Below are 20,588 nucleotides of genomic sequence, written 5' to 3'. Positions count from 1 at the left end.
CGCAAGCAGGGCGTGGCGGACGCGCTCTCCCGGGCACTCCTGCAGGAGAGGCCCGAGGACCTCGCCGTCCTCCTCGTGGACGTCAAACACCCCCGTGTGCAGGCGCTGTACGAGGACTGGGGCTTCCGGAAGGTGGGCGAGCGTCAGCCCTTCCCGGACTCTCCGCTCTACGCCGTCATGCTCGCGGACCTGCCGCTCTCATCCTGACCCTGGTGGCCCGCTGCCGTTGTCCTCCAGAGTGGCGCGGCCGCTTCGATGGGGGCGTTGCGTCGTGTAATCAGCACGCCGTAGAGGTCCTGATGCCCTTGGAGTGGCAGGTCGACAGTTACTTGTCCTCCGGATACGAAGTCCGCGTATGTCGTGGCGCGGGGATTCCCGTCGCTGGCGGACGCTCTCGAAGGGACGTTGCCGAGCTGCCTTCTTCTCCTGGCGGCTCGTTCACGATGTCCTGATCGGTGGTCGACGGGCACAGCGTCCGCGGCGCCATCGCTGGCGGACGGACCGCGCATTCCAGCGTGACCCTGCGGCGCTGGTAGGGCCACCCCATGGTGTCCGTGCCGTTCAGTCGGCGGGAAGCCCAAGGCTATGAAGCGCGCCGACCGCGCCCCAACCAGCCGACGGCTCCCGGAAACCCCCTTTTGGCTGTGGACATCGAGCCGTCCGGTAGGGCGTTGACCTGCTGTGGTGGGGGCTGTGGTCGGGGGTCGGGAGCCTGTGGTCGGGGGAGGTCGGAAAGCGATGTACCTGGTGGGGGGACGTCGTGGTCGGGGTGGCCGTGTCTACGGTGCAAAACCGATCGGGACGTCCTCGTCCGCCATATTTGGAGGGTGTCTGAGCATGCCGTAGCCGCGGCGGATCTGGTGCCACTGTTGGCAAAGCACCAGCTGGTCTCGGACCCGGTGTCGCGCGGTCGGGGGAGCGTCTGTGGGGGAGTCGTTCTCCGGGGTGCGCAGATGACGCCGTGCCGTGAACAGGACCAGACACCGCACTGCGCAGCTCCCTCCCTGCTGTGCAGCATTGCGCAGCCTCCCTGCGCAGTGCGCAGCAGACCTGCGTCGACTTGAACAAGAAGTCGAAGCTGTGCGGGCGGGGTTGCGCAGTCAGGGACCGCGCTGGCGTGGATGCGCAGCTGACCGTGCGGGAGGTACAGATTCCGCGCATCATCGGCTTGTCCATCGAGGGGCTGACCGTGGCGGAGATCGGCGCTGCGGTGGGACTGCGCAGCAAGGGATCGGTGGCCTACCGCCTGCGCAATCCGGAGGAGTGCGGTGCGCTGGTCCGCGACGGATGGAACTGGCGCACCTGCCGGCTCCCTCGCCGAGGGCTTGCTTGCCGGTGATCGGGTCCTGCGCCGCGTGTTCGCGCTCCCTCGCCCGGAGCCAGGCGAGATCCGCCACATCCTCGGGATCCCAGCCAGCCCGGGGGAGGGGGCGGGATGACTTCCGCCAGGCGTTGTCACGGCCCGACGGCACTGTCGTTCGAACCGCACCTTGGGTACGCCTCGCGACAGCATCTCTTGCACCAACTCTTGCCGCATCTCCTACGAGATCTCCTCCGACTTCTCTTGCGCGAGGATCGCCCACATCACGGAATTCGTACAGGTCACCTCCCCTGTCCGGGCGTGGTCGGGGCTCTGACATCCCCGTTACGGCCGCTATGCCCTGGCTGGAGTTGAGGAGAGGGAGGGCGGGATGGGCGGAGCGGACGTTGCCGGGCATCGGGTGGGCTCGCCGGTGTAGCGCGTCGCTGCCGCGCCGCCGACGGCGTGGCGGGCTGCCGCACCGGCATCAGCCGGCAGCCCCTGACCTGCGCCGAGCTGTTTCGGTCGCCACCCGCGCAGCAAGCAGCCAGCGCAGCGCTGGGTTACGGGTGAGGGCCGACGACCGGGCGAGGCCGAACACCGGAGACGGACCGCCGGGCACCATCAGAGCGGAAGCATCAGTCTCGGCCAGCGCCTCCAAATATGAGGGCGTGCTTGCTCGTGTTGAACGTCAGCGTGGGCTCCGCGCCCGTGCCGCTGTCAGTGCGTCGGCGTGAAGCGGGGGACATCCAGTGCTGGTCGTGGTACGTCCCAAGCGCAGGGCCGCGAAGAGGTCCGGCTCGGTCGCCTCGGGCATCGACCGCTTCGATCAGGCGCTTGCTGGCGATGATGCAGCAGGTCAAGGACGGCAACGCCGAAGTGGTTCCCCTGTCAGCGCTCAGCCGGCTGTCACGCAACAGTGGCAAACAACTGCGCGTGCTGGACTTCCTCCTGGTACATGGGGCGACCGTCCTGACCACCAACTACCTTCTGAGCCCGGACACGGTCGCAGTTCGTACCCGACCGCTGGTCAAACCCGACTCCTACGACCCCTGGCGTGCGATGAAGCAGTTGCGCGGTTTGGGCCCAACGCGCGCGGGCTGGATCAAGGCCCTGCGCAAACAGTGGTAGGTGGATCCGTCGCAGTCGCCGCTGGGGGCTCGCTTCTCCGGCCTTCTCGGGCGATGCGCCGCCGTGCTCGCCGCGCTATCGGGCATGGAGCGCGAGTACATCCGCGAACGCATGCTGGAGGGGCACGAGTCGGCCCAACTGTGCTCCCTGATGAAGCGCTGCTACTCCGGTGGGACATCGATGACCACGTGTGTCGCTCGGGGACGGAACTCCCGTTCGCCGAGGTTGTCTCTGGCCAGCTGCTGGTACCGGGTTCGCCATTCGTTTCGCGAACCGCCACTTCTCGTGCCCTCGGGGGAGTCTGTCGATCCAGGCCCAGCTGGGTTCGATGAAGTAGCCGTTCTCGTCTGGCTCCTCGGTCGCCAGCCCGCCAGCCCGCCAGCCCGCCAGCGCAGCAAGGCGCTCACCGTCTTCGCAGTCGGCAACCGCGTGCCGGACAGGGCCGCGTAGAGAGCCGCCCGGGAAACCGTGGTCTCTTCATGTTCGGCAATCCACCCGACGGAAGACTTCCTCTCTCCTGACGTGGTGGGCTTGTCCCACCACCCGGGCAGTCTCAGCGGTCGGGCCTTCATTGCTGCGGAAACGGCTCGTGCTCACCTACGCTTTCAGCGACGGCAGCGACATTGAATCGTGCTCCAAAAGACCTGATCAGAGCACTGCGCGGCTGGTGGTGCTGCGCGCCGCATGCGCCGCGGGGAACCTTCTGACGTCAATGCCGCAGAACCTTCGAACCGGTCCGTTACCGTGATGGCACGACCCGCTCGCGTGCAACGCGAGGACGGTCGGTAGCAGTTGCGACCGCGGGCACCAAGGGGGCACGTGCATATGGCTGACGAATCCTTTGTCCCACGGGACGAGCTCTATCAGCTCATGGAATTCCTCTCTGAGCCGGCGTCACGGGGTGTGCTGCTGGTGGGCGGTCCGGGGACGGGGAAGACATCTCTGCTGCGGAGGGCCGAGGCCCTGCTGAAACAGCGTGACCAAACCGTCTTCTTCGTCAGCCTGACGAATCAGGTTGATCCACGCGAGCTGGGCACACGCATCCTGGACGAGGTCACAACCTCGGGATTCGATATCGGCCCGACACTTGTACGCACTCTCAGTACCTCCGCCGGCAGGGCGTCCCTCAGCGAGACGACAGCAATTCTGCGGGAGTTGGGGAAGCAGACGCGCGAGCCGGTTCTCCTCCTGGACGCGCTGGACGAGGCCGCCCGCCCCTCCCGTCTGAGTGCCGCGGTTGAGGAGCTTTCCTTGGCACTGGACGGCTGGAAGCTCGTTGTGGCTTCTCGCCGTCTCCCCGACTTGTCATTCAGCCGCTTCAGAAGGCTGAAAGTGCTGCAACTGGGCTACTTCACGCGAGCAGAAGCAGCCGACATGATCCGCCGGGAGCTGCCCGATCTAGCGCCAGCAGTCATCGCACGCCTTACGGAGTTTGCTGACGGCAATCCCCTGATGCTCCGTGCGCTGATCGCCGTTACGCGGCAACACTCCATTCCCGAGGGCGGCCCTCTGTCACTGCCGACGATGTTCCAGTGGATGGCCGACCGAGCGAGAGCGGGCCACCCGCGGCCAGAGGTCCTCACCGAGCTCCTCGAAAAGATTGCGTTGGCCGGCGGGAGGGAGCAGATCCACACCCTCGCAGCCAGGTCGGGCATGGAAGAGCGGGAGGTACTCACAGAGCTGCTCATCCTGCAGACCAACGGGCTAGTCGTCGTCGACCACGCGGCACGTACTGTGCAGCTTTTTCACAGAAGCTTCGTGGACAGCATCCTGTCGCAGTACCTCGGAGGGCGCCCCTTCAGTCTCGCCGACCTCCAGTTTGGTGCAGAGGAGGCGGAGAGGGACGACCTGCTGACTGCGACCTTCGTCCGGCGTCACGACATCGGACGCATTCTCGGACAACGCCGCTCCCTCGTCGTCGGAGACCGCGGGGCGGGCAAGAGCGCCATCTTCCGCACCCTGGCCACCGCTTCGCCCGCCGACGCAGGCCGTGCTGGTGCATCCATCTGCCCCGTTGCCAATACCGGGGACCTCCTGCAGCGCATCGTTGCCCCGGACGCATGGACGAACGCCGACGCTCTTCGAGCCGCGTGGCTTGTGGTCATTGCAGCGTTCGTCGCCTCCGAGCTTCCCCCCATGGCCCCGAAGGAACTCCGCCGCAGCGGCGCCAACCTCCGAACCGCCCTGGACCTTCCGACCGAACCGGAGGGCCGCCTGCGACGCGTCCTGCGGGCGTGCCTGCGCCCCTTCGGGGGCACCACCTTGAAATTCACCGTCGGACCCGTCGGTCTCGAGGCCCAGCTTCCCGCAGGCACCAGCAGACCGGGCGGCGCGCCCGTCGACGTCGAGTCGTTCCTGAAGGAGGCCGACGACCTTCTGCGAGAGCCCGCCCGGCGCGTAATGGTGATGTTCGACCGCATCGACGAGACGTTCAAATACGACAGAGCGAAACAGCAAGCCGTTGTTCAGGCCCTGCTCCAGGCCGAGAGCCGTGTGTCACAGTTCGAACGCGTCGGTCTGCTTGTCCTCCTTCGCACCGACCTGTTCGAGCTGTACGACATCCAGGAGAAGAACAAACTGGTCTCCAGAACGCTGATGCTCGAGTGGTCCGACGAGGACTGGCTGCAGGTCCTCGTCCGACGCGTTCTCACCAACGCCCCGCTCCAACCGCTCGCCACCCGCGTACGCGGCGCCGACGGCACTGCCGACACACGCGACGCGCTCCAGGTCGTCTTTCCGCCGGAGATCGAGGGCCAACCCGTCGATCAGTGGCTCCTCGAGTCTCTGCGCAATGGAAACGGCGACGTCTCCCCCCGGCACGCGGTGCTTCTGCTGCACCTGACGCGTGACCTGTCAGAGGACGCCGAGGCACACGTATCCGGCTTCCCGCTGTTCTCCGCCGAGGCGGTGAGCAAGGCGATGACGAAACTGTCGGACCTGAGCTTCAACGAGATCGTCAACGACTTCAAAGTGGCTCCCACATTCGTCCGCAACTGCCGGGCTAGTAGACGCGATCGCTTCGCCCCGCGCGACGTCCAGGGACTCTTCGACGAGGCGGACGGCACGATCGCCAACCAGGTCGGGCTCCTGGAACGACTCGGCTTCCTCGAACGCGTCGTACAGGAGGGCAGCTCCGGTCCTGAAGCGATGTTTAGGATTCCGGATCTCTATACGCGGTGCTGGAACGCCTGAAGGGCAGAACGCTCCAGATCTGCGTACACCTCGCCCGGCGGCCCGCGGCACCAAAGGAGCGTGACGCCCACCTCTGCCAGCAGTTCGTAGCGGTACCCGCCCAGCCAGGATCCGCCACGTGGAGGTCTCAGAAGCTGCTGGGACGAGAAGAAGGGCCGCTCGAGCTTAGCGCCGGGGTCGGGGATCGTGTCCCGCGTCGTGGTGTAGGGGATCAAGCGTTACGTGTTCCGGTCCGAGGCTCCTGACGATCTCCGGAGAGGCGCAGTCCACGAGGCCCCCTGCTGAGGCGGGTTGAACTCCCAGTCTGGCGGAGCCACCGTCTCTGACCTGCGGATTCCGGCGCCTTGATCAGCTATACCACCCGGCGGGGGCACCGTCCGACGAAACGTGCGGGGGATGGGTCGGTGCCTCTGAATGAGCGACGGCTGCTACGACGGACCATGCTCCGGGTCATGTTGCCGTCACGCGTACCCATCAATGTCCCGACGTAGGTGGCCGGTTCTGGATCTGTGACCGGCCTGTTGGAAGTCCTCTTGCCTGCCACCGAACCGGTCGAGAGGACGACGCTCGGCCGGGGAATGGGGCCCAGCCTTCCGGGCGCTCCCTGCGCGCCGTGTGTGCTTCTTTCACGCCCTGTCCGCGCTACAACTCCCTCTGTCTGAAGGTGCCTTGGTCTTCGTACGTTGGTCTGTTCGCCCGCCGGGGGCGAGCTCCGGTGCTCGGCGGGCCGGGTTCGGTGGACGAACCAGGCAAGGGGTGACAGGTGAATGCCATAGTGCGGCAGGCTCGTCGGGAGAAAGTGGCCGCTGAGGCACAACAGTGGGCCGATGCTCTGGTCGATTTCGGGCCTTACAACACGCTGTTGCACTTCAAGGACACCAAGACTGCGTCGTTGGATGTGACCGACGCTCATCCGCAGGCCCTGATTTCACTCCTGGCCGGCCGTAAAACCCGCCTGGCCGGCCTGTTTCCCGATACCGCTGACCACGGTGCTGCCTGCACCCGGGCACGAAGCCTGCGCCGCAGGATGGTGGAGCTGGATGAGGAACAGGGCATCGAGGCCGGCCGCCTGGCTCTTGGTCTGTTGCGCGTCGACTCGCCTCCCACTCGCGGGAGCACTCCTGTGCCGGCGCTGCGCGCCCCGCTGCTGCTTCAGCCCCTGGCCATCCAGCCGCGCACCGCGTCCGAGAATGACTTCGTTCTGGAGGCGGCCGGCGAGGCGGAGATCAACCCGGTGCTGCTGTACGCGCTCAGCCGCCAGTACGGCATGGACGGCGACACGGAGGCTCTCACCGACAAGGTGTCCACCGCCCTGGAGGAGTGCGCGGATCCGGCCGATCGCATTCGCATCGCGTACGGGATCCTCAAGGCCGAGATCGCACGCAGCAGCCTGACGGCCGAGCTGGAAGAACGCATCGTGGCGGGCGTCTTCAGCTTCGACCGGCTCCCTATGGTCCAGGACCTGCGCAGCGCCACCGAGCTGCTGGCTGGCCACCTGGTCATCGCCGCTCTGGCCGGTGACCAGGAAGCGAACCGCGCCCTCGCCGAGGACGACACCGGCTCTCGTGCTCCAGCCGGCTCCGACGACATCCCACCCCGATCGGAGTACCTGGTTCTCGACGCGGACGCCTCCCAGCAGAAGGTCATCAGTGCTGCTCTGGCCAGCTCCCACCTGGTGCTCGAAGGACCGCCGGGAACGGGCAAGAGCCAGACCATCGCCAACCTGATCGCCACCTTCTCGGCCCTGGGCAAACGCGTCCTGTTCGTTGCGGAGAAACGCGCCGCGATCGAAGCCGTCACCGAAAGCCTCGCCACCGTGGACCTGGACGGCCTGGTCTTCGACCTCCACGGCAACAAACTCAGCCGCCGCCAGATCGCCCAGCAACTGCACGATGCCCTGGAGCGGGCCGGCCAACAAGCCCCGCCCCGCCCGGCCGACCTGCACACCGGCCTGGCCCACTACCGCGAAGAAACCCTCCGCCACATACAGGAGTTCCACCAACTGCTTACTCCCTGGCAGGTGAGCCCGCACCAGGCGATCACCCACCTGATGGGCTGCCTGCCCGCCCACCACACCCGCCTGCATCTGCGCGGCCCCGCACTGCGCCGCCTCCACGGCGAGCACTACCGCCAAACCGAGCAGGACCTGCGGACTTTCGTCGCAAAGAAGGGACTGACAGTCCGCCGGGGCGAGTCCCCCTGGTCCCACACGCAGGCCCGCACCGAGGACGAACTGCGCGCCGTGGTGGACGGCCTCGACCAGCTCACCGGCACGGCACTGAGCGACACCCGCCGGACCCTGGAGAACCTGGTGGACACCGCAGGCCTGCGCCGGGCCGACGACCTCCAGGGATGGCAGGTACTACTTACCCTGCTGCACGACGTCACCGCGACACTGGCGCGCTTCGAAGCGGCCGTCTTCGCCCCCGGCCTGGACGACCTCATCGCTGCCACCGCGAGCCGCGCCTGGCGCAAGGAGCACGACCGGCGCATCGGCTGGTGGCCCCGCCGGAAACAGATCAATCGGGCACGTGGCCTGACCAAGGACGGCCTGCGCGAACGCCCCGCGCTGCACGCCGCCCTCCTGCAGGCGGCCGACCAGCACACCCGCTGGCAGTCGCTGTCCGCGACCAGCGGCGCGAACCCCTGGACCGTCCCCGGACTCACCCGCGCCCTGGCCGCCTTCACCGACCTGCAGAGCCGTCTGGCCGCGATCGCCCTGTGCGTGCACTGGGACGGCTGGGAGACCACACCCGCCGACGACGTAGACAAAACCATTCAGCGCCTCGACGGCGACCGCGACACCTTGCTGCGCATGCCCGAACTCAACCAGCTCACCGACCGGCTCGAAGCCGCCGAACTCGGCCGCCTCCTCGACGAACTGGCACACGCGGACACCGACCCCGACACGGCGGTGGCCACCTTCCACTACCTGTGGTGGTCGTCCGTGCTGGAAGAGGCCCACATGCGCTCCGCCTACCTGCGGTCCTTCACCCGACTCGAACACGACCACGTCGTCGAGCAGTTCCGCCACCACGACCTCATCCACCGGGACAGCAACCCCGACCGCGTCCGCTACGAGGTCGCCACCCGGCTACGCAAGGTCCGCGACGCCCACCCCGAGCAGAACACCCTGGTGCGCACCCAGGCCCGCCGCAAATCCCGGCACCTCCCGCTGCGCAGACTCGTCGAGAAGGCCCCCGACGTGCTGCTGGCCGCCAAGCCGTGCTGGGCCATGTCGCCCCTCGTCGTCAGCCGTGTCCTGCCGGCCACTCGCCTGTTCGACGTCGTCATCTTCGACGAGGCCAGCCAGGTCCTCCCGCACGACGCGATGACTTCCATCATGCGCGCACGGCAGGTCATCGTCGCCGGGGACCCCCACCAGCTGCCGCCCACCACCTTCTTCCAGCGCGTCCTGAGCGGCACCCAGGAGCACACCGACGACGACCTCGACGAGGCTGCGCCACCCGACTACGAGTCACTGCTGGACATGCTCTCCAGCAGGCTGCCCCGCGTCCACACCCTGAAATGGCACTACCGCAGCCGCGACGAACGCCTGATCGCCTTCTCCAACCACGCCATCTACGACGACCGGCTCGTCACCTTTCCCGGCACCACCCTCACCAGCCCCATCCGCCTGGTGGCCGTCGACGGCCACGCCCGGCCCGGCCAGAGCGGCTCCGTCCCCGAGGAAGTCGAACGCGTCGTCGAGCTCGCCCTCCACCATGCCACCCACACCCCTGATCTCAGCCTCGGCGTCATCACCATGGGCCAGCGCCACGCCGACCGCATCACCCTCGCCCTGCGCCACGCCCTCCAAGACCGCCCCGAACTCCAGGAGTTCTTCAGCCCCGACGCCGGACCCCGACGGCGTTTCTTCACCAAGAACCTCGAACAGGTCCAGGGCGACGAACGCGACGCCATCATCCTCAGCATCGGCTACGGCAAAGGCGCCAACGGCCAGCTGTCCATGGCCTTCGGCCCGCTCAACAACGACGGGGGAGAGCGCCGACTGAACGTTGCCATCACCCGCGCCCGCCAGAAGATGACAGTCGTCAGCTCCTTCACCCACCACGACTTCGACCCCGGCAAACTCAAGAACACCCGCAACCGTGGGCCCGAACTGCTGCGCTCCTTCCTCGAGTACTGCTCCCATGGAGGAGACCTCCACCGCACCGGAACCGCCCGCACCGACTGGAACCTCAACCCGTTCGAACAGCAGGTCCTCACCACCCTCGAAGCGGCCCACGTCCCTGTCACACCGCAGTGGGGCGTCTCCGGCTACCGCATCGACTTCGCCCTCGGCCACCCCGAACGCCCAGGCCAGATGATCCTCGCCGTCGAAACCGACGGCGAGCGCTACCACAGTGCTCCCAGCGCCCGCGACCGCGACCGCCTGCGCCAGGCACACCTGGAACGACTCGGCTGGCGCTTCCACCGCATCTGGGCCGCCGACTGGTTCACCAACCCGCACAACGAACTCGACCGCCTCCTGGCCACCTGGCGCGGCGCCGTACAACAGGCCGATGAAACCCCCACCGACCCCGCCGGCACGCCCCGCCCGGCAGCAACCCCGCCCCCGACGGCAGCCAAACGCCCGCCCCGCCCCGCCCGCAGCGGACCGCATCGGCGACTACTCCGAAGCCGACCTGCTGACCTTGGCCTCCTGGCTGCTGAGCGACGGATTCCAACTCGACCGCGACACCCGCATCAACCAGGCCATCACCGAACTGGGCTTCAAAAAACGCGGCCGCGTCATTGTCGAACGCCTCACCCGCGCCCTCGAACAGGCCCAGCACACGGCAGACAAGGAGACCCAGCGATGAAACCCCTCGACCCCCTCACCCTCGAACGCGTCGCCCGCCTCATCGTCGACATCGACGGCCCCTTCGAACGCCGCGGCTACCAACTCACCCAGCTTCTCCAGCGTGCTGCCTGGCCCCAGCTCGCCGAGTACGACGGCTCACCCCGCATCCCCTGGCTTACCGACACCCTGACCAGCACCGACGACCTGGCCGCCGTCAGCCGGCTGCTGTGCCGCATCTGCGACCCACTCGAATACGACGACGGCCTCGCCTCCGCCGACCTCATCCGACAGGAACTCAACACCCACCTCGCCGCCGAACAGCTCACCGTCACCTACGTCTCCGGACGCCCCGTCCTGGGTCAGCCCGGCACCGACGGCCACACCACCGTCTTCACCGTCCCCGACGACCTCGAAGCCCGCATACGTCCCCTAGTCAGCGACGAAGCCTTCCTCCAGCAGCTCATGGAACGCGTCACCGAAACTCAGATCTGCGAACAGCACGGCGCCTACGGCCTCACCATCATCGGCATCGGCAGCTTCGCCGAAGCGCTGCTCCTGGACGTCCTCACCCACCGCGACCCCACCCTGCTCCAAGGCTTCGCCCTGAACGGAAGGCGGGTTGCTCCCGAACGAGCAAGCTTCTCCCTCCTGCTCGACACTGCCCGGACCCGCGGCTGGATCCAGATGGACGCCCACGACTTCATGAAGATCGTCCGCGACTACCGAAACTTCGTCCACCTACGCAACCAACAAGAACGAGGCGTCACACCCGACCGCGACACCGTCGGCATGTGCTGGGGCCCGGTCCTTGCTGTCCTCAACGACCTCGAAACCAGTCGCTAGCAGTCCGGCGGCGTTGCGCGCTCGGCCATGCCTCGAGCGACGGCACGCGGATCCGGCGGCCTGGCACGCCCCATTCAGGGGTTGCCGAGTTCTTGCTTGCGGCGTCGGCGGAGTTCGCGCTTGGCCTGAGCGCGGGCGCATTCGCGGGAGCAGTACTTCACTCCGGTGGTGCGGTGCTGGCGGTATGCGGCGCGGCCGCATCTCTCGTTGGCACAGTGGTGGACGGTCGCGAGGGTCGGCCATCGGGCGGGGTCTCTCGCAGGTTGATCAGAATGTCGGTGGAACCGGCGGTGCGGCCGATACGCCGGGCGCCGCGGGCTGTCCCGGGGTGGGGGCGCCCACGATGACACGGTCCAGGGAGGTGGCAGGGCGACCCAGTCGGGGCCGCGGTGCGTCTGCCACCACTGGCCGATGACGTGGAACTTCTCCTCGAAGCGGCGGTCCCGCTGGAGGAATGCGGTGAAGGGTGCCCGGAGTCGGGTGCGGCGGCCGTCGGCTTCGTACAGCACGATGAACCGGCCGCCCGTGACCCGCTCGACGCAGACACTCTGCACAGACGCCCACGGGATGGTGCGGGGGCGGAGGTTGTGCACCCGGGCGGCCGACGGGGTCAACGTGATTCCGAAAGGTGAGACCACCGCCATGACCACCACCAGCACGGTCCACAGGGCAATGAAGCGTGCATCGGACAGCAGCGGCCCTCCGGCAGAGTTGACCGCCCACAGGACGGTGTCGAACCCCATGAACACGGTCATGGGGAGCACGGGCATCACACGCTGCCAGATGCCGGGCCGAAAGCGGATCTCCTCCGGAGCCGGGACCTCGCTCACCTGGGATTCCGCCATGTCCGTCCCGCCTCCCCCGGTCGTACGCGGCCGGTCTCTGCATGATTGCCCGCGCAGCATGGCAGACGGTCGCGGCATGGCCAGAGGTACCCCGGCCGTGTACACCGGGCCCGGGTGTGATGTGCCGCTTCCACTACTCCGGCGACAGCCTCTGACCTGACCGCCGCAGCGGGGCTCGCCGGGCGGGCCAGGGACACGCTGGGATGCGTGAACAGCGTGCCGATCGTCGTACACCCGCCTCCCGCACAGGCGGCCGGAGGGTCACTGTGCGCTCCCAGGGCCGGGACGATTCTCGGCTGGTTCGCCGCCCGGGCAGCCGAACTGACTCACTCGCCTCACAGCCGTAGATACGAACACGGCGCCCGTCCCGGGAAACATTCCCCGGGACGGGCACCGTGTTTGATCCGTCAGGCTGCCGATTCCAGCCCGAGGGCGGCCAGGTCCTGGAGCCTGCCGACGGTGAACTTTCGGTGCCTGCTCTCGGTGTTCGACAGGAACACCCCCGAGTCTGGCCTCCGCGCCGTCCTCCAGTCGCTCGACGCGAGCCTTGGGCCGGTCACAGAGAACCATGAGTGGCCCGTTGGCCCGTTCTGTCCGGCGTACCGGTTGTTCCGGCCGTCAACAGGAGCACGGGCAGGTACCGCCGGGGAGGGACCATCGTGCCCCAGCTGGCGCAGCGGGCTGCTCTGAGCGGGGGATGCCGTGTCAGTCCCGGACCGTACCGTCCGCTGCGGACAAGACTCCGCCACTGAACGAAGGAGAGAGCGATGGTGTTCGTCGGGGTCCACGGAGAGTGGGGGCGCATCGACGTCACCCAGGCTGACCTCGGCTGCGGCCAGGACAGGGAGAGCATCTACAAGACCAAGCGGCCCGCACCGCTGACCTGCTGCGAGTGCGACTGGCGCCTCCACCTGGTCCACAAGACCCACGGCGCGTATGACCTGTGGTTCCTGCGGCACGCCAACAACGCACCGCACTGCGAAGCCAGGGCCGTCGGCGAGGGCATGGCCCACCATCTACTCAAGCTTGACCTCGCCCACCACGCCCGCGCGGCGGGCTGGAGCGCCGAGTACGAGGTCGCCGCTCCGGACGGCTCCTGGCGCGCGGACGTGATGGCCACCTCCCCCGACGGCAGCCGCCGCGTGGCCCTGGAGGCACAGATGGCCTCCATCTCGATCACCGACATCGAGGCCCGCACCGACCGGTATCGCGAAGCCGGTGTCGAGGTGTGCTGGTTCACCGACCGCAAGACCGCCCCGTGGCTGGACAAACTGCCTTCCGTCCAGATCGCTCGCCCCGACGACGGCGGCCCTGTCCAGGTCACCGCCGGGGCCGCCCGCTTCGAGCCCAAGTGGTGCGAAGACCGGACGGTCTGCGACTGGTGTGACTGCGAGGACTGCGGCGCGGGTGTCGACGGGCCCCTGCCGTGCGAGGGCCACGGCGGGTGGGAGCCGGCCGCGCCCTTCCTGCTGGAACGCTTCGTTGCCGCCATCTGTATGAACGCCACCCGCCCACACCGTCTGCGCGTGGGCTGGGACACCAAAGGCAAGTGGCGGTGGATCACCCGGCGGTACTTCGACCTGGAAGAGGAGCAACTCCAGGCTCACAGCCACAAGTACCAGATCGTTGAACGCCTGCTGGCCGTCCAGCAGCGACAGCAGAAGGCGCGGCAGGCCGCCGAGCAGGAGCACCTGGCGGCGATCGAGGCCCTGCTTCAGCGCCAGAAGGTTTTGGTCAAGCCGGTGGTGGAGTTCGTTTACCACGAGGGCGGCACCTCTCCCAGTGTCGCCCGCGACGGCAGCCCCGAGTTCGCCATGGGAGTGCCCGTGTATGTGCGCGGGAAGCCGTACGCAGTCATCTGCCCCGTGGCCAGCCGAATCCCCGCGCTGCGCCGCCGCCTGGCTCCCCTGGTCCTCTTCGCCGCCTCCGAGCGTGAGCGCGGCCGCATTGCGGCTCAGGCCGCCCCCGGCCAGCGCATTGAGGTCCTCACCGTAGAGCTCGCCCCGGCTTCCCCACCGGCGGTTCCTCCGCAGCAGGACCAGGGCGGCCTCACCGTCCGGCAGACAGCGAACCGGATGTTCGGTCTCGACGGGATGTGAGGACCCCGTCGGCTCCACCGGCCGGTTTGAACAAGCCTTTGGCTTTCAGTACATGGTGAGTTGCTCGTGCTCGGGCAGGTCGAGGTCCGTGACCCGGCCCTCGGGCATCACCGCGGTCAGCTCCCGGGCTTCCTGGGAGCTTCGTGCGAAGGCGTGCAGGCGTGCGACTCCGGGTGAGGAGGCGACCAGGTTGGGGCAGGGCCGTACGACTCCGTACAGGGGTCGTTGCTTCCCTAGCGCGTACACCGGCACCCCGTAGGCGTACTCCGATGGCGTCGTCGGCTTTTCCGGGATCTCCACCCGCAGGTTCGACTCGCGCCACGCATAGGCGGCGACGGCGGTGAACAGTTCGGTCCTCTGCTGCGGCGACAGCTGGCCCCACCATGCCCTCGCCGTTTCCAGTGCCTGCCGCTCCCTCTCCTCCCGCTCGGCCTGCTCCCGGGCAAGACGCGCATCCTCCTGCGCCTTCTCCCTCGCCCGGCGCGCCGCCTCTTGCGCCCACTGCCGGTGGACCTTCTCCCAGTGGACGCGGGACTCCTCCTCCCGCTGCTTGCGCAGACGCTCAGCCTCCTCTGCCTTCCGGGCCCGCTCCTGTTCCTCCCGTTCCTTCTGCCGGGCCTCCCGCTCGGCTTTCGCAGCCTCTTGGCGCTGCCGCATCGCCTCGTGCTTCTCCTGGTCGCCGACCGACTGCAGCGACGTCCACCACCGGCTCCGCCGAAACCGCCACTGCTTGCCGTCGACGACGCGGTCGACCCTGCGGTACCGCGGCAGACTCAGCGCGGGGACGAGCTGTCCGTGCAGCGCCCAACGCACGAACTGGGACAACGGTGCCTCCCGGAATACCCAGCGGCCGGCGGCGAAGTCGAATCCGGCGAGGCCGTCGTCAACGATCCAAGGCTGCTCCCGTTCCTCCGGAGGACGAACCCGGACCGCCGGTACCGTGCTGATCCACTGCGGCGGTCGTCCGTGCGGGGACACCCAGCACACCCGGATGCCTTCGTCGACGTAGCGGTCGGTGCGGGCGGCAATGTCGTCCAAGGTGATCGGCGACAGCTGCGCCTCCCATGCCATGCGGTGGGCGCCGTCCACGGACGACGCCATGACGTCCGCGCGCCAGGAGCCGTCCTCGGCCGGCACCTCCAACGTGGCGTACCACCCGGCCGCCCGGATCGCGGCCGCCATCTCCAGCTTGAGCATGTGGTGTTCCCATGACTCGTTCGACAGCTCGCACGACGGCGGCCGCCCTGGGTCGTGACAGAAGAACCGCACGCCGTACCGGGAGACCTTGGGGTGCAGGCTCCAGTCGCACTCGGGGCAGGCAAGCGGGACGCGTGGACGGACCTTGTGGACCTGGCTCCAGTCCAAGCCGCCACCGAGGTCGGGGAGAGTGGCGTCGAGACGGCCCAGGTCGGGGTGCAGCGCGGTGAAAGGCATGAATCGCATCTCCTGGCGATCCGGCGTAACTCGTGGCGTATCTGACAGGACAGCAGATAAGCAGGCACCACTGACAGAGCGCCTGCGGTTGCCTACTTGGCTGTGCAGCCCCCGGCGTTACGTCGTGGCCGGCTCGGGAACTTCGAGCGTGCCAGCGACTTCAAGCGATGGGCCCGCAGCCGGCCACGTGCCGCCACCGGCACCAACGGCCCACCGACGGCACGAGACGCACGTCACACCAGGCCTGATGTCACGGATTCCGGTCCTGCTCGCACTCCCTTGATGTGACGGGCGCGCCGGGCGCCACAAGCAGCATCGAGGGGGACAGGTTGCCAGAGACAGCGATCGGGTTACTGAGGCTGTGGCCGTGGTGTCGTCATGGTGAGGCCGGTTTCGGCGAGGCATCCGTCGATGAGGTTGCCGCGCAGCTCGCCGTGCCGGAGTGGCAGGCAACCCTGGACGCGCTCCAGGAACTGCCGGAGATCGGCGCGGATGGGCCGGTCGGCTACTTCGGCATCAACATGGGGACCGCGATCGGAGTGCCGTTCGTGGCGATCGAACCCAGGATCACGGCCGCCGTCTTCGGTCAGCACTGGCCCGATGTCCTGGCCGAGAAGGCGAAGCAGATCACCGTCCCGGTCGAGTTCGACATGCAATGGGACGACGAGCACATTCCGCGCGAGGCCGGTCTCGCACTGTTCGACGCCTTCGCCTCGAAGGAGAAGACGTTGCACGCCAACGCCGGCAGGCACAAGGAACTGCCCAGGTTCGAGGCCGACAGCGCGGTGCGGTTCTTCGCCCGGCACCTCGGCCGCGTCGGCGTCACCTCATCGACGTGACGTGACCTGAACTGAGGGATATGGGCGTCCGGCCACCGGCCGGGCGCCGATGCCACCCGTCGCGGCCCGACAGAGTGTCATGCCGGGACGGTCTTCGGCCTCTTGCCCGTCTGCGCGGCCGGGTCGACCTCGTACAACGGCGGCGGCCCGGGCCTCGCGGATCGGCCGATCTGTGCCGTGCGGGACCTCTCGTGTCGGGTTTTGAACCGCGCTTTACACATGGACTGCAACCGCGGACGAGCGTCCGGAGTCCAACAGTGCAGTGAGGCAGGCACGATTGTGAGCCGGGGTAGATGTGAAGCGACGTAGCGGTATATCGATGGCACTCGTCATGGTTGCGGTGCTGGCGGGCACCAGCGCCTGTGGCGGGGGGACACCGAAGGCGAGTTCCGACGACGGAAAGGGCGGGTCGACAAAACCGACGGCCAGCGCGAAGCCGTCTCCATCGAAGCCCGCGGGGCCACCGATGCTGCTGGAGACGATCACGCCGCAGACCGGTGCCACGGTCGGCGTCGCGATGCCGATCTCGGTGATATTCACCAATCCGGTGGGCGCGAAGGCTCGCGCCGATGTCGAGAAGCACATGAAGGTGACCAGCTCCCAGCCGATGACGGGCGCGTGGCACTGGTTCGGGGACCGGCGGGTCGACTGGCGGCCCAAGTCGTACTGGGCGGCCGGTACGAAGGTGAAGATCACCGCCGACATGAAGGGTGTGGCCAACGGCAACGGCCGCTACGGCACGCGTTCCTACGTGCACGACTTCACCGTCGGTGACGATGTCCGTGCGGATGTGTCCGTCACCGGACACACCATGAAGGTCACGAAGAACGGCGCGCCCGTGCGCACCCTGTCGATCAACGCGGGAAGCGCCGAGTACCCCACGTGGAACGGTGTCATGGCGGTGATCGACAAGCAGGAGAAGGTCCACATGACCTCGTGCAGCGTCGGCATCAGCTGCACCAAGGGCGCTGCCAACTACTACGACCTGACGCTGCCCTGGGATGTCCACCTCACCCAGTCCGGCACCTACGTCCACTACTCGACGGGTGACCCGAACCCCGGCAGTGGCAGTGCCCGGGGCTCGCACGGTTGCGTCCACCTGTCGATGTCCGACGCCAAGTGGTTCTACGGCCAGGTCAAGCAGGGCGACCCGGTCTCCGTCACGGGCTCCCCGCGGGCGAAGGCCTCGGCCGACAACGGCTACGCCGCCTTCAACCTGAGCTGGGACCAGTGGCTGGCGGGCAGCGCGAGCGGAGAATCCACCGCGGGGTGACGTGCCCCGTGCACGGAGTTCCGGGCGGTCAGAAGAGCATGGCCAGATCGCCCGGCCGCACCCGGGCCGTGACGGGGAGGGCGGCCTCGACCTCCCCGTCGGCCCCGTAGGGCACGGGCCGGTCCGCCTCGATGCGGATCTCCCGGCCCCGCAGGATCACCACTTCGGGCCGCTCGGTGTGGGCGCCGGTCTTGAGCTCGTTCATCAGGGTGAAGAACAGGCGGCGCGGGGCCTGCCGGATCATGACGACGTCCAGCAGGCCGTCGTCTATCCGGGCGGCCGGGGCGATGATGCGTCCGGAGCCGTAGTAGGCGGAGTTGGCGGCCACGACGGTGTAGCCGCGGTGGAGGTGTTCGTCTCCGTCGACGGTGACGCGGTACGACGCCGGACGCCAGCCGGTGACCGCGCGCAGACCGCCCGCATAGTACGAGGCGGCCCCGCGCAGCACGCGTGCGTGGTTGGCGTGCTGATTGGCGAGCGCGTCGACGCCCGCGTACACGCTGCCCAGGACCACGCTGCGGGAGTGCACCGCCGATTCCACCTCGATGGTGTCGACGCGGCGCGGCTCGTGACGCAGCAGGACGCGGGCCAGGTCCGCGGCGGCGGTGGGCAGTTGGAGCGCACGGGCGAAATCGTTGCCGCGGCCCGCCGGTATCAGGCCCAGTACGGTGTCCGTCCCGCTGAGAGCACCGCCGATGCCGCCGGCGATCCCGTCACCGCCGACGGCGAGGACGACCCGGCCCTGCTCCCCGGCGCGGAGTGCGAGCTCCTGCGCGTGGGCCAGGCTTCGGCTGTACTCGGTCTCCAGTCCGGCTCCGGCCTCCCGCAGCAGGCGGGCGACCGGGAGCAGCGCAGCCGCCCCGGTGGAGCCGCCCGCAGTGGGGTTGACGACGGCGGTGAACTGTCGCATCGATGTGCCTCCGGGCGGTGTCGGGTGGGACGGGGCGGTGCAGGGGCGGAGCCTGAGCCGGGCAACGGTTTCGAAGCCGAAGCCGAAGCCGGATCCCGAGTAGGGCAAAGGCTGGGAGCCGAAGCCGAAGCCGGATCCCGAGTAGGGCAAAGGCGTGGGAGCCGAAGCCGAAGCCGGATCCTGACCAGGCGTGGGAGCCGGAGCCCGATGACGCACCGGCGGCCCAAGGCCGCCGGAAGGCGTTCGCGACGGGAGTCAGTCGATGGGCAGCAGGATCCCGGGATTGAGAAGGCCGTCGGGGTCCAGCCGCCGCTTGACGGCCAGCAGGGCCTCGATGCCCAGTGGCCCCGCCTCCCGGAGATACCAGTCGCGGTGATCCGTTCCCACGCCGTGGTGGTGGCTGATGGTTCCGCCCGCGCTCAGGACGGCCTCGTTGGCGGCTTCCTTGGCCGGTGCCCAGTGGGCCACGGCGTCCTCGCCCTGGGCGGAGACCACGGTGAAGTAGAGCGAGGCACCGTTCTCGTAGACGTGCGAGATGTGGCACATCACCAGGGGCGGGGTTCCCGCGGCGGAGAGCGTCTCGGTCAGCGCCGTGCGCACGGCGGCGTAGAGCTCGGGAACGCGTGACCAGAAGGTCGCGGTCTCCAGGGTCTCGGCGAAGGCCCCGGCGTCGAGCAGTGCGTCGCGCAGGTAGGGCGCCGAGTAGCGGCCGTGCGCCCAGCGTTCGCCGGGCTCGGCCCCCAGGTAGGTCCCTCCTGCGGCGCGCAGGAACGCGGCGGCATGCTCGCGACGGTACGCCGTGTCCTCCTCGGTCCCCTCGTACCCGGCGATCGCCGTGCAGCCCGCGCTCGTCGGTGCCTCGGCCGAACCGATGGCGTCGGGCTGGGCGAGACCGATGAAGGTCTCGGTCTCGTCGGACAGCCGCAGCACCGTGGGGCGCGGTCCGTCCTGGGTGAGCCGGCGCAGAGCGGTGGCGCCCTCTTCGAAGGAGGCGAACCGCCACCCCTCGTAGACACGGGTCCGGGGCAGCGGCCTGATCCGCACGGTGACGGAGGTGATGACCCCGAAGGCGCCCTCGGAGCCGAGGATCAGCTGCCGCAGGTCGGGGCCGGCCGCCGAGCGGGGCGCGCGGCCCACGTCCAGGGTGCCTTCCGGGGTCGCGACGGTGAGACCGAGGACCATCTCGTCGAAGCGGCCGTATCCGGCGGAGGCCTGTCCGCTGGAACGGGCGGCGGCGAATCCGCCGATGGTGGCCCACTCGTAGGACTGGGGGAAGTGCCCGAGGGTGAACCCGTACTCGGCGAGGAGCGCCTCCACGTCGGGGGCGCGCAGGCCCGGCTGGAGGGTGGCGGTGCGGGAGACGGGGTCGATGTCGAGCAGGCCGTTCATACGGCGCAGGTCGAGGGCGACGAACGCGCTCCGCTCGGGGGCGAGGCCGCCGACGACGGAGGTACCGCCGCCGAACGGGACGACGGCGAGGCCGTGTTCGGCGCACGCGCGCAGGACCGCCAGCACCTCGTCGTGGGTGGCGGGCAGGACGACGGCGCCGGGGGCGTCCCCGGCATCGCCCGCGCGGATCTTCAGCAGATCGGGCGTGGACTTTCCGCGGGTGTGCCTGATCCGGCTCTCCGCGTCGGTGCGCACATGCTCCGCGCCGCCGACGGCGTCCGCCAGCGCGCGCAGGGCGGGGGCGGGCGGGGGCTCGGGGACGGAGATCTCCTCAAGATCGCGTACGTCGGTGTCCCGCGGTTTGACGCCGAGCAGATCCCGCAGCAGACCGGTCACCGAGTCGGGCAGGGGCGCCGCCTTGGCCGGGTCGCCCCAGCCACTCCACAGCATGTCCATGAACGTAGTCCTCATCGGTCGGTCGGTTCGCGACGCGCCGTCTCCCGCACGGCCGCACAGGGCGTTACAC

The 20,588-nt window shown here is 68.6% G+C and carries 11 protein-coding genes and 1 pseudogene; 8 read left to right on the top strand and 4 right to left on the bottom strand.

Annotated features, from left to right (window positions below; translation table 11 throughout):
* The 5 genes from ACZ4N5_RS40790 to ACZ4N5_RS40770 form a co-directional block, all read left to right on the top strand.
* Positions 1-207, top strand: a 207-nt coding sequence (locus ACZ4N5_RS40790) for an N-acetyltransferase (RefSeq protein ID WP_467761997.1), incomplete at its 5' end; no start/stop codon positions are given.
* A 910-nt stretch (positions 208-1,117) separates the two neighbouring features.
* Complete coding sequence (locus tag ACZ4N5_RS40785) at positions 1,118-1,339, top strand: hypothetical protein (protein ID WP_467762030.1); 222 nt, start codon at positions 1,118-1,120, stop codon at positions 1,337-1,339.
* Between the two features lie 798 nt (positions 1,340-2,137).
* Positions 2,138-2,431: a hypothetical protein gene (locus ACZ4N5_RS40780; RefSeq protein WP_467762029.1), complete on the top strand. Its 294-nt coding sequence runs from the start codon at positions 2,138-2,140 to the stop codon at positions 2,429-2,431.
* A gap of 825 nt (positions 2,432-3,256) precedes the next feature.
* On the top strand, positions 3,257-5,623 hold the full coding sequence (locus ACZ4N5_RS40775) for a P-loop ATPase, Sll1717 family (protein ID WP_467762028.1): 2,367 nt from the start codon (positions 3,257-3,259) through the stop codon (positions 5,621-5,623).
* Positions 5,624-6,386: 763 nt separating this feature from the next.
* Complete coding sequence (locus ACZ4N5_RS40770) at positions 6,387-11,273, top strand: AAA domain-containing protein (RefSeq protein ID WP_467762027.1); 4,887 nt, start codon at positions 6,387-6,389, stop codon at positions 11,271-11,273.
* 74 nt (positions 11,274-11,347) lie between these two features.
* Here the strand turns inward: ACZ4N5_RS40770 and ACZ4N5_RS40765 are convergent, their stop codons facing one another.
* Positions 11,348-12,118: a hypothetical protein gene (locus tag ACZ4N5_RS40765; protein WP_467762026.1), complete on the bottom strand. Its 771-nt coding sequence runs from the start codon at positions 12,116-12,118 to the stop codon at positions 11,348-11,350.
* Between the two features lie 767 nt (positions 12,119-12,885).
* On the opposite strand from ACZ4N5_RS40765, the gene ACZ4N5_RS40760 reads away from it, so the two are divergent.
* Positions 12,886-14,217: a competence protein CoiA family protein gene (locus ACZ4N5_RS40760; RefSeq protein ID WP_467762025.1), complete on the top strand. Its 1,332-nt coding sequence runs from the start codon at positions 12,886-12,888 to the stop codon at positions 14,215-14,217.
* Positions 14,218-14,262: 45 nt separating this feature from the next.
* On the opposite strand, the gene ACZ4N5_RS40755 is transcribed toward ACZ4N5_RS40760, so the two are convergent.
* Positions 14,263-15,651, bottom strand: a complete 1,389-nt coding sequence (locus ACZ4N5_RS40755; protein WP_467762024.1) for a competence protein CoiA family protein — start codon at positions 15,649-15,651, stop codon at positions 14,263-14,265.
* A gap of 422 nt (positions 15,652-16,073) precedes the next feature.
* Here ACZ4N5_RS40755 and ACZ4N5_RS40750 point away from each other — a divergent pair.
* Both ACZ4N5_RS40750 and ACZ4N5_RS40745 read left to right on the top strand, forming a co-directional pair.
* A pseudogene (locus ACZ4N5_RS40750) lies at positions 16,074-16,490 on the top strand (alpha/beta hydrolase family protein); the annotation flags it as partial.
* A gap of 319 nt (positions 16,491-16,809) precedes the next feature.
* A complete protein-coding gene (locus ACZ4N5_RS40745; RefSeq protein ID WP_467762023.1) occupies positions 16,810-17,763 on the top strand; it encodes a L,D-transpeptidase in 954 nt (317 codons plus the stop codon).
* A 28-nt stretch (positions 17,764-17,791) separates the two neighbouring features.
* Here the strand turns inward: ACZ4N5_RS40745 and ACZ4N5_RS40740 are convergent, their stop codons facing one another.
* Positions 17,792-18,673, bottom strand: coding sequence for a diacylglycerol kinase family protein (locus ACZ4N5_RS40740; protein ID WP_467762022.1), 882 nt, complete (start codon positions 18,671-18,673; stop codon positions 17,792-17,794).
* A 255-nt stretch (positions 18,674-18,928) separates the two neighbouring features.
* Positions 18,929-20,518 carry an FAD-binding oxidoreductase gene (locus ACZ4N5_RS40735; RefSeq protein ID WP_467762021.1) on the bottom strand — a complete coding sequence of 530 codons (1,590 nt, stop codon included), beginning with the start codon at positions 20,516-20,518 and terminating at the stop codon, positions 18,929-18,931.
* Positions 20,519-20,588 lie beyond the last annotated feature (70 nt).

This window comes from Streptomyces sp. NPDC026500 (assembly GCF_055567635.1).
The sequence above is the reverse complement of the archived record's forward strand: the minus strand, read 5'-3'. Positions and strand labels throughout refer to the sequence as shown.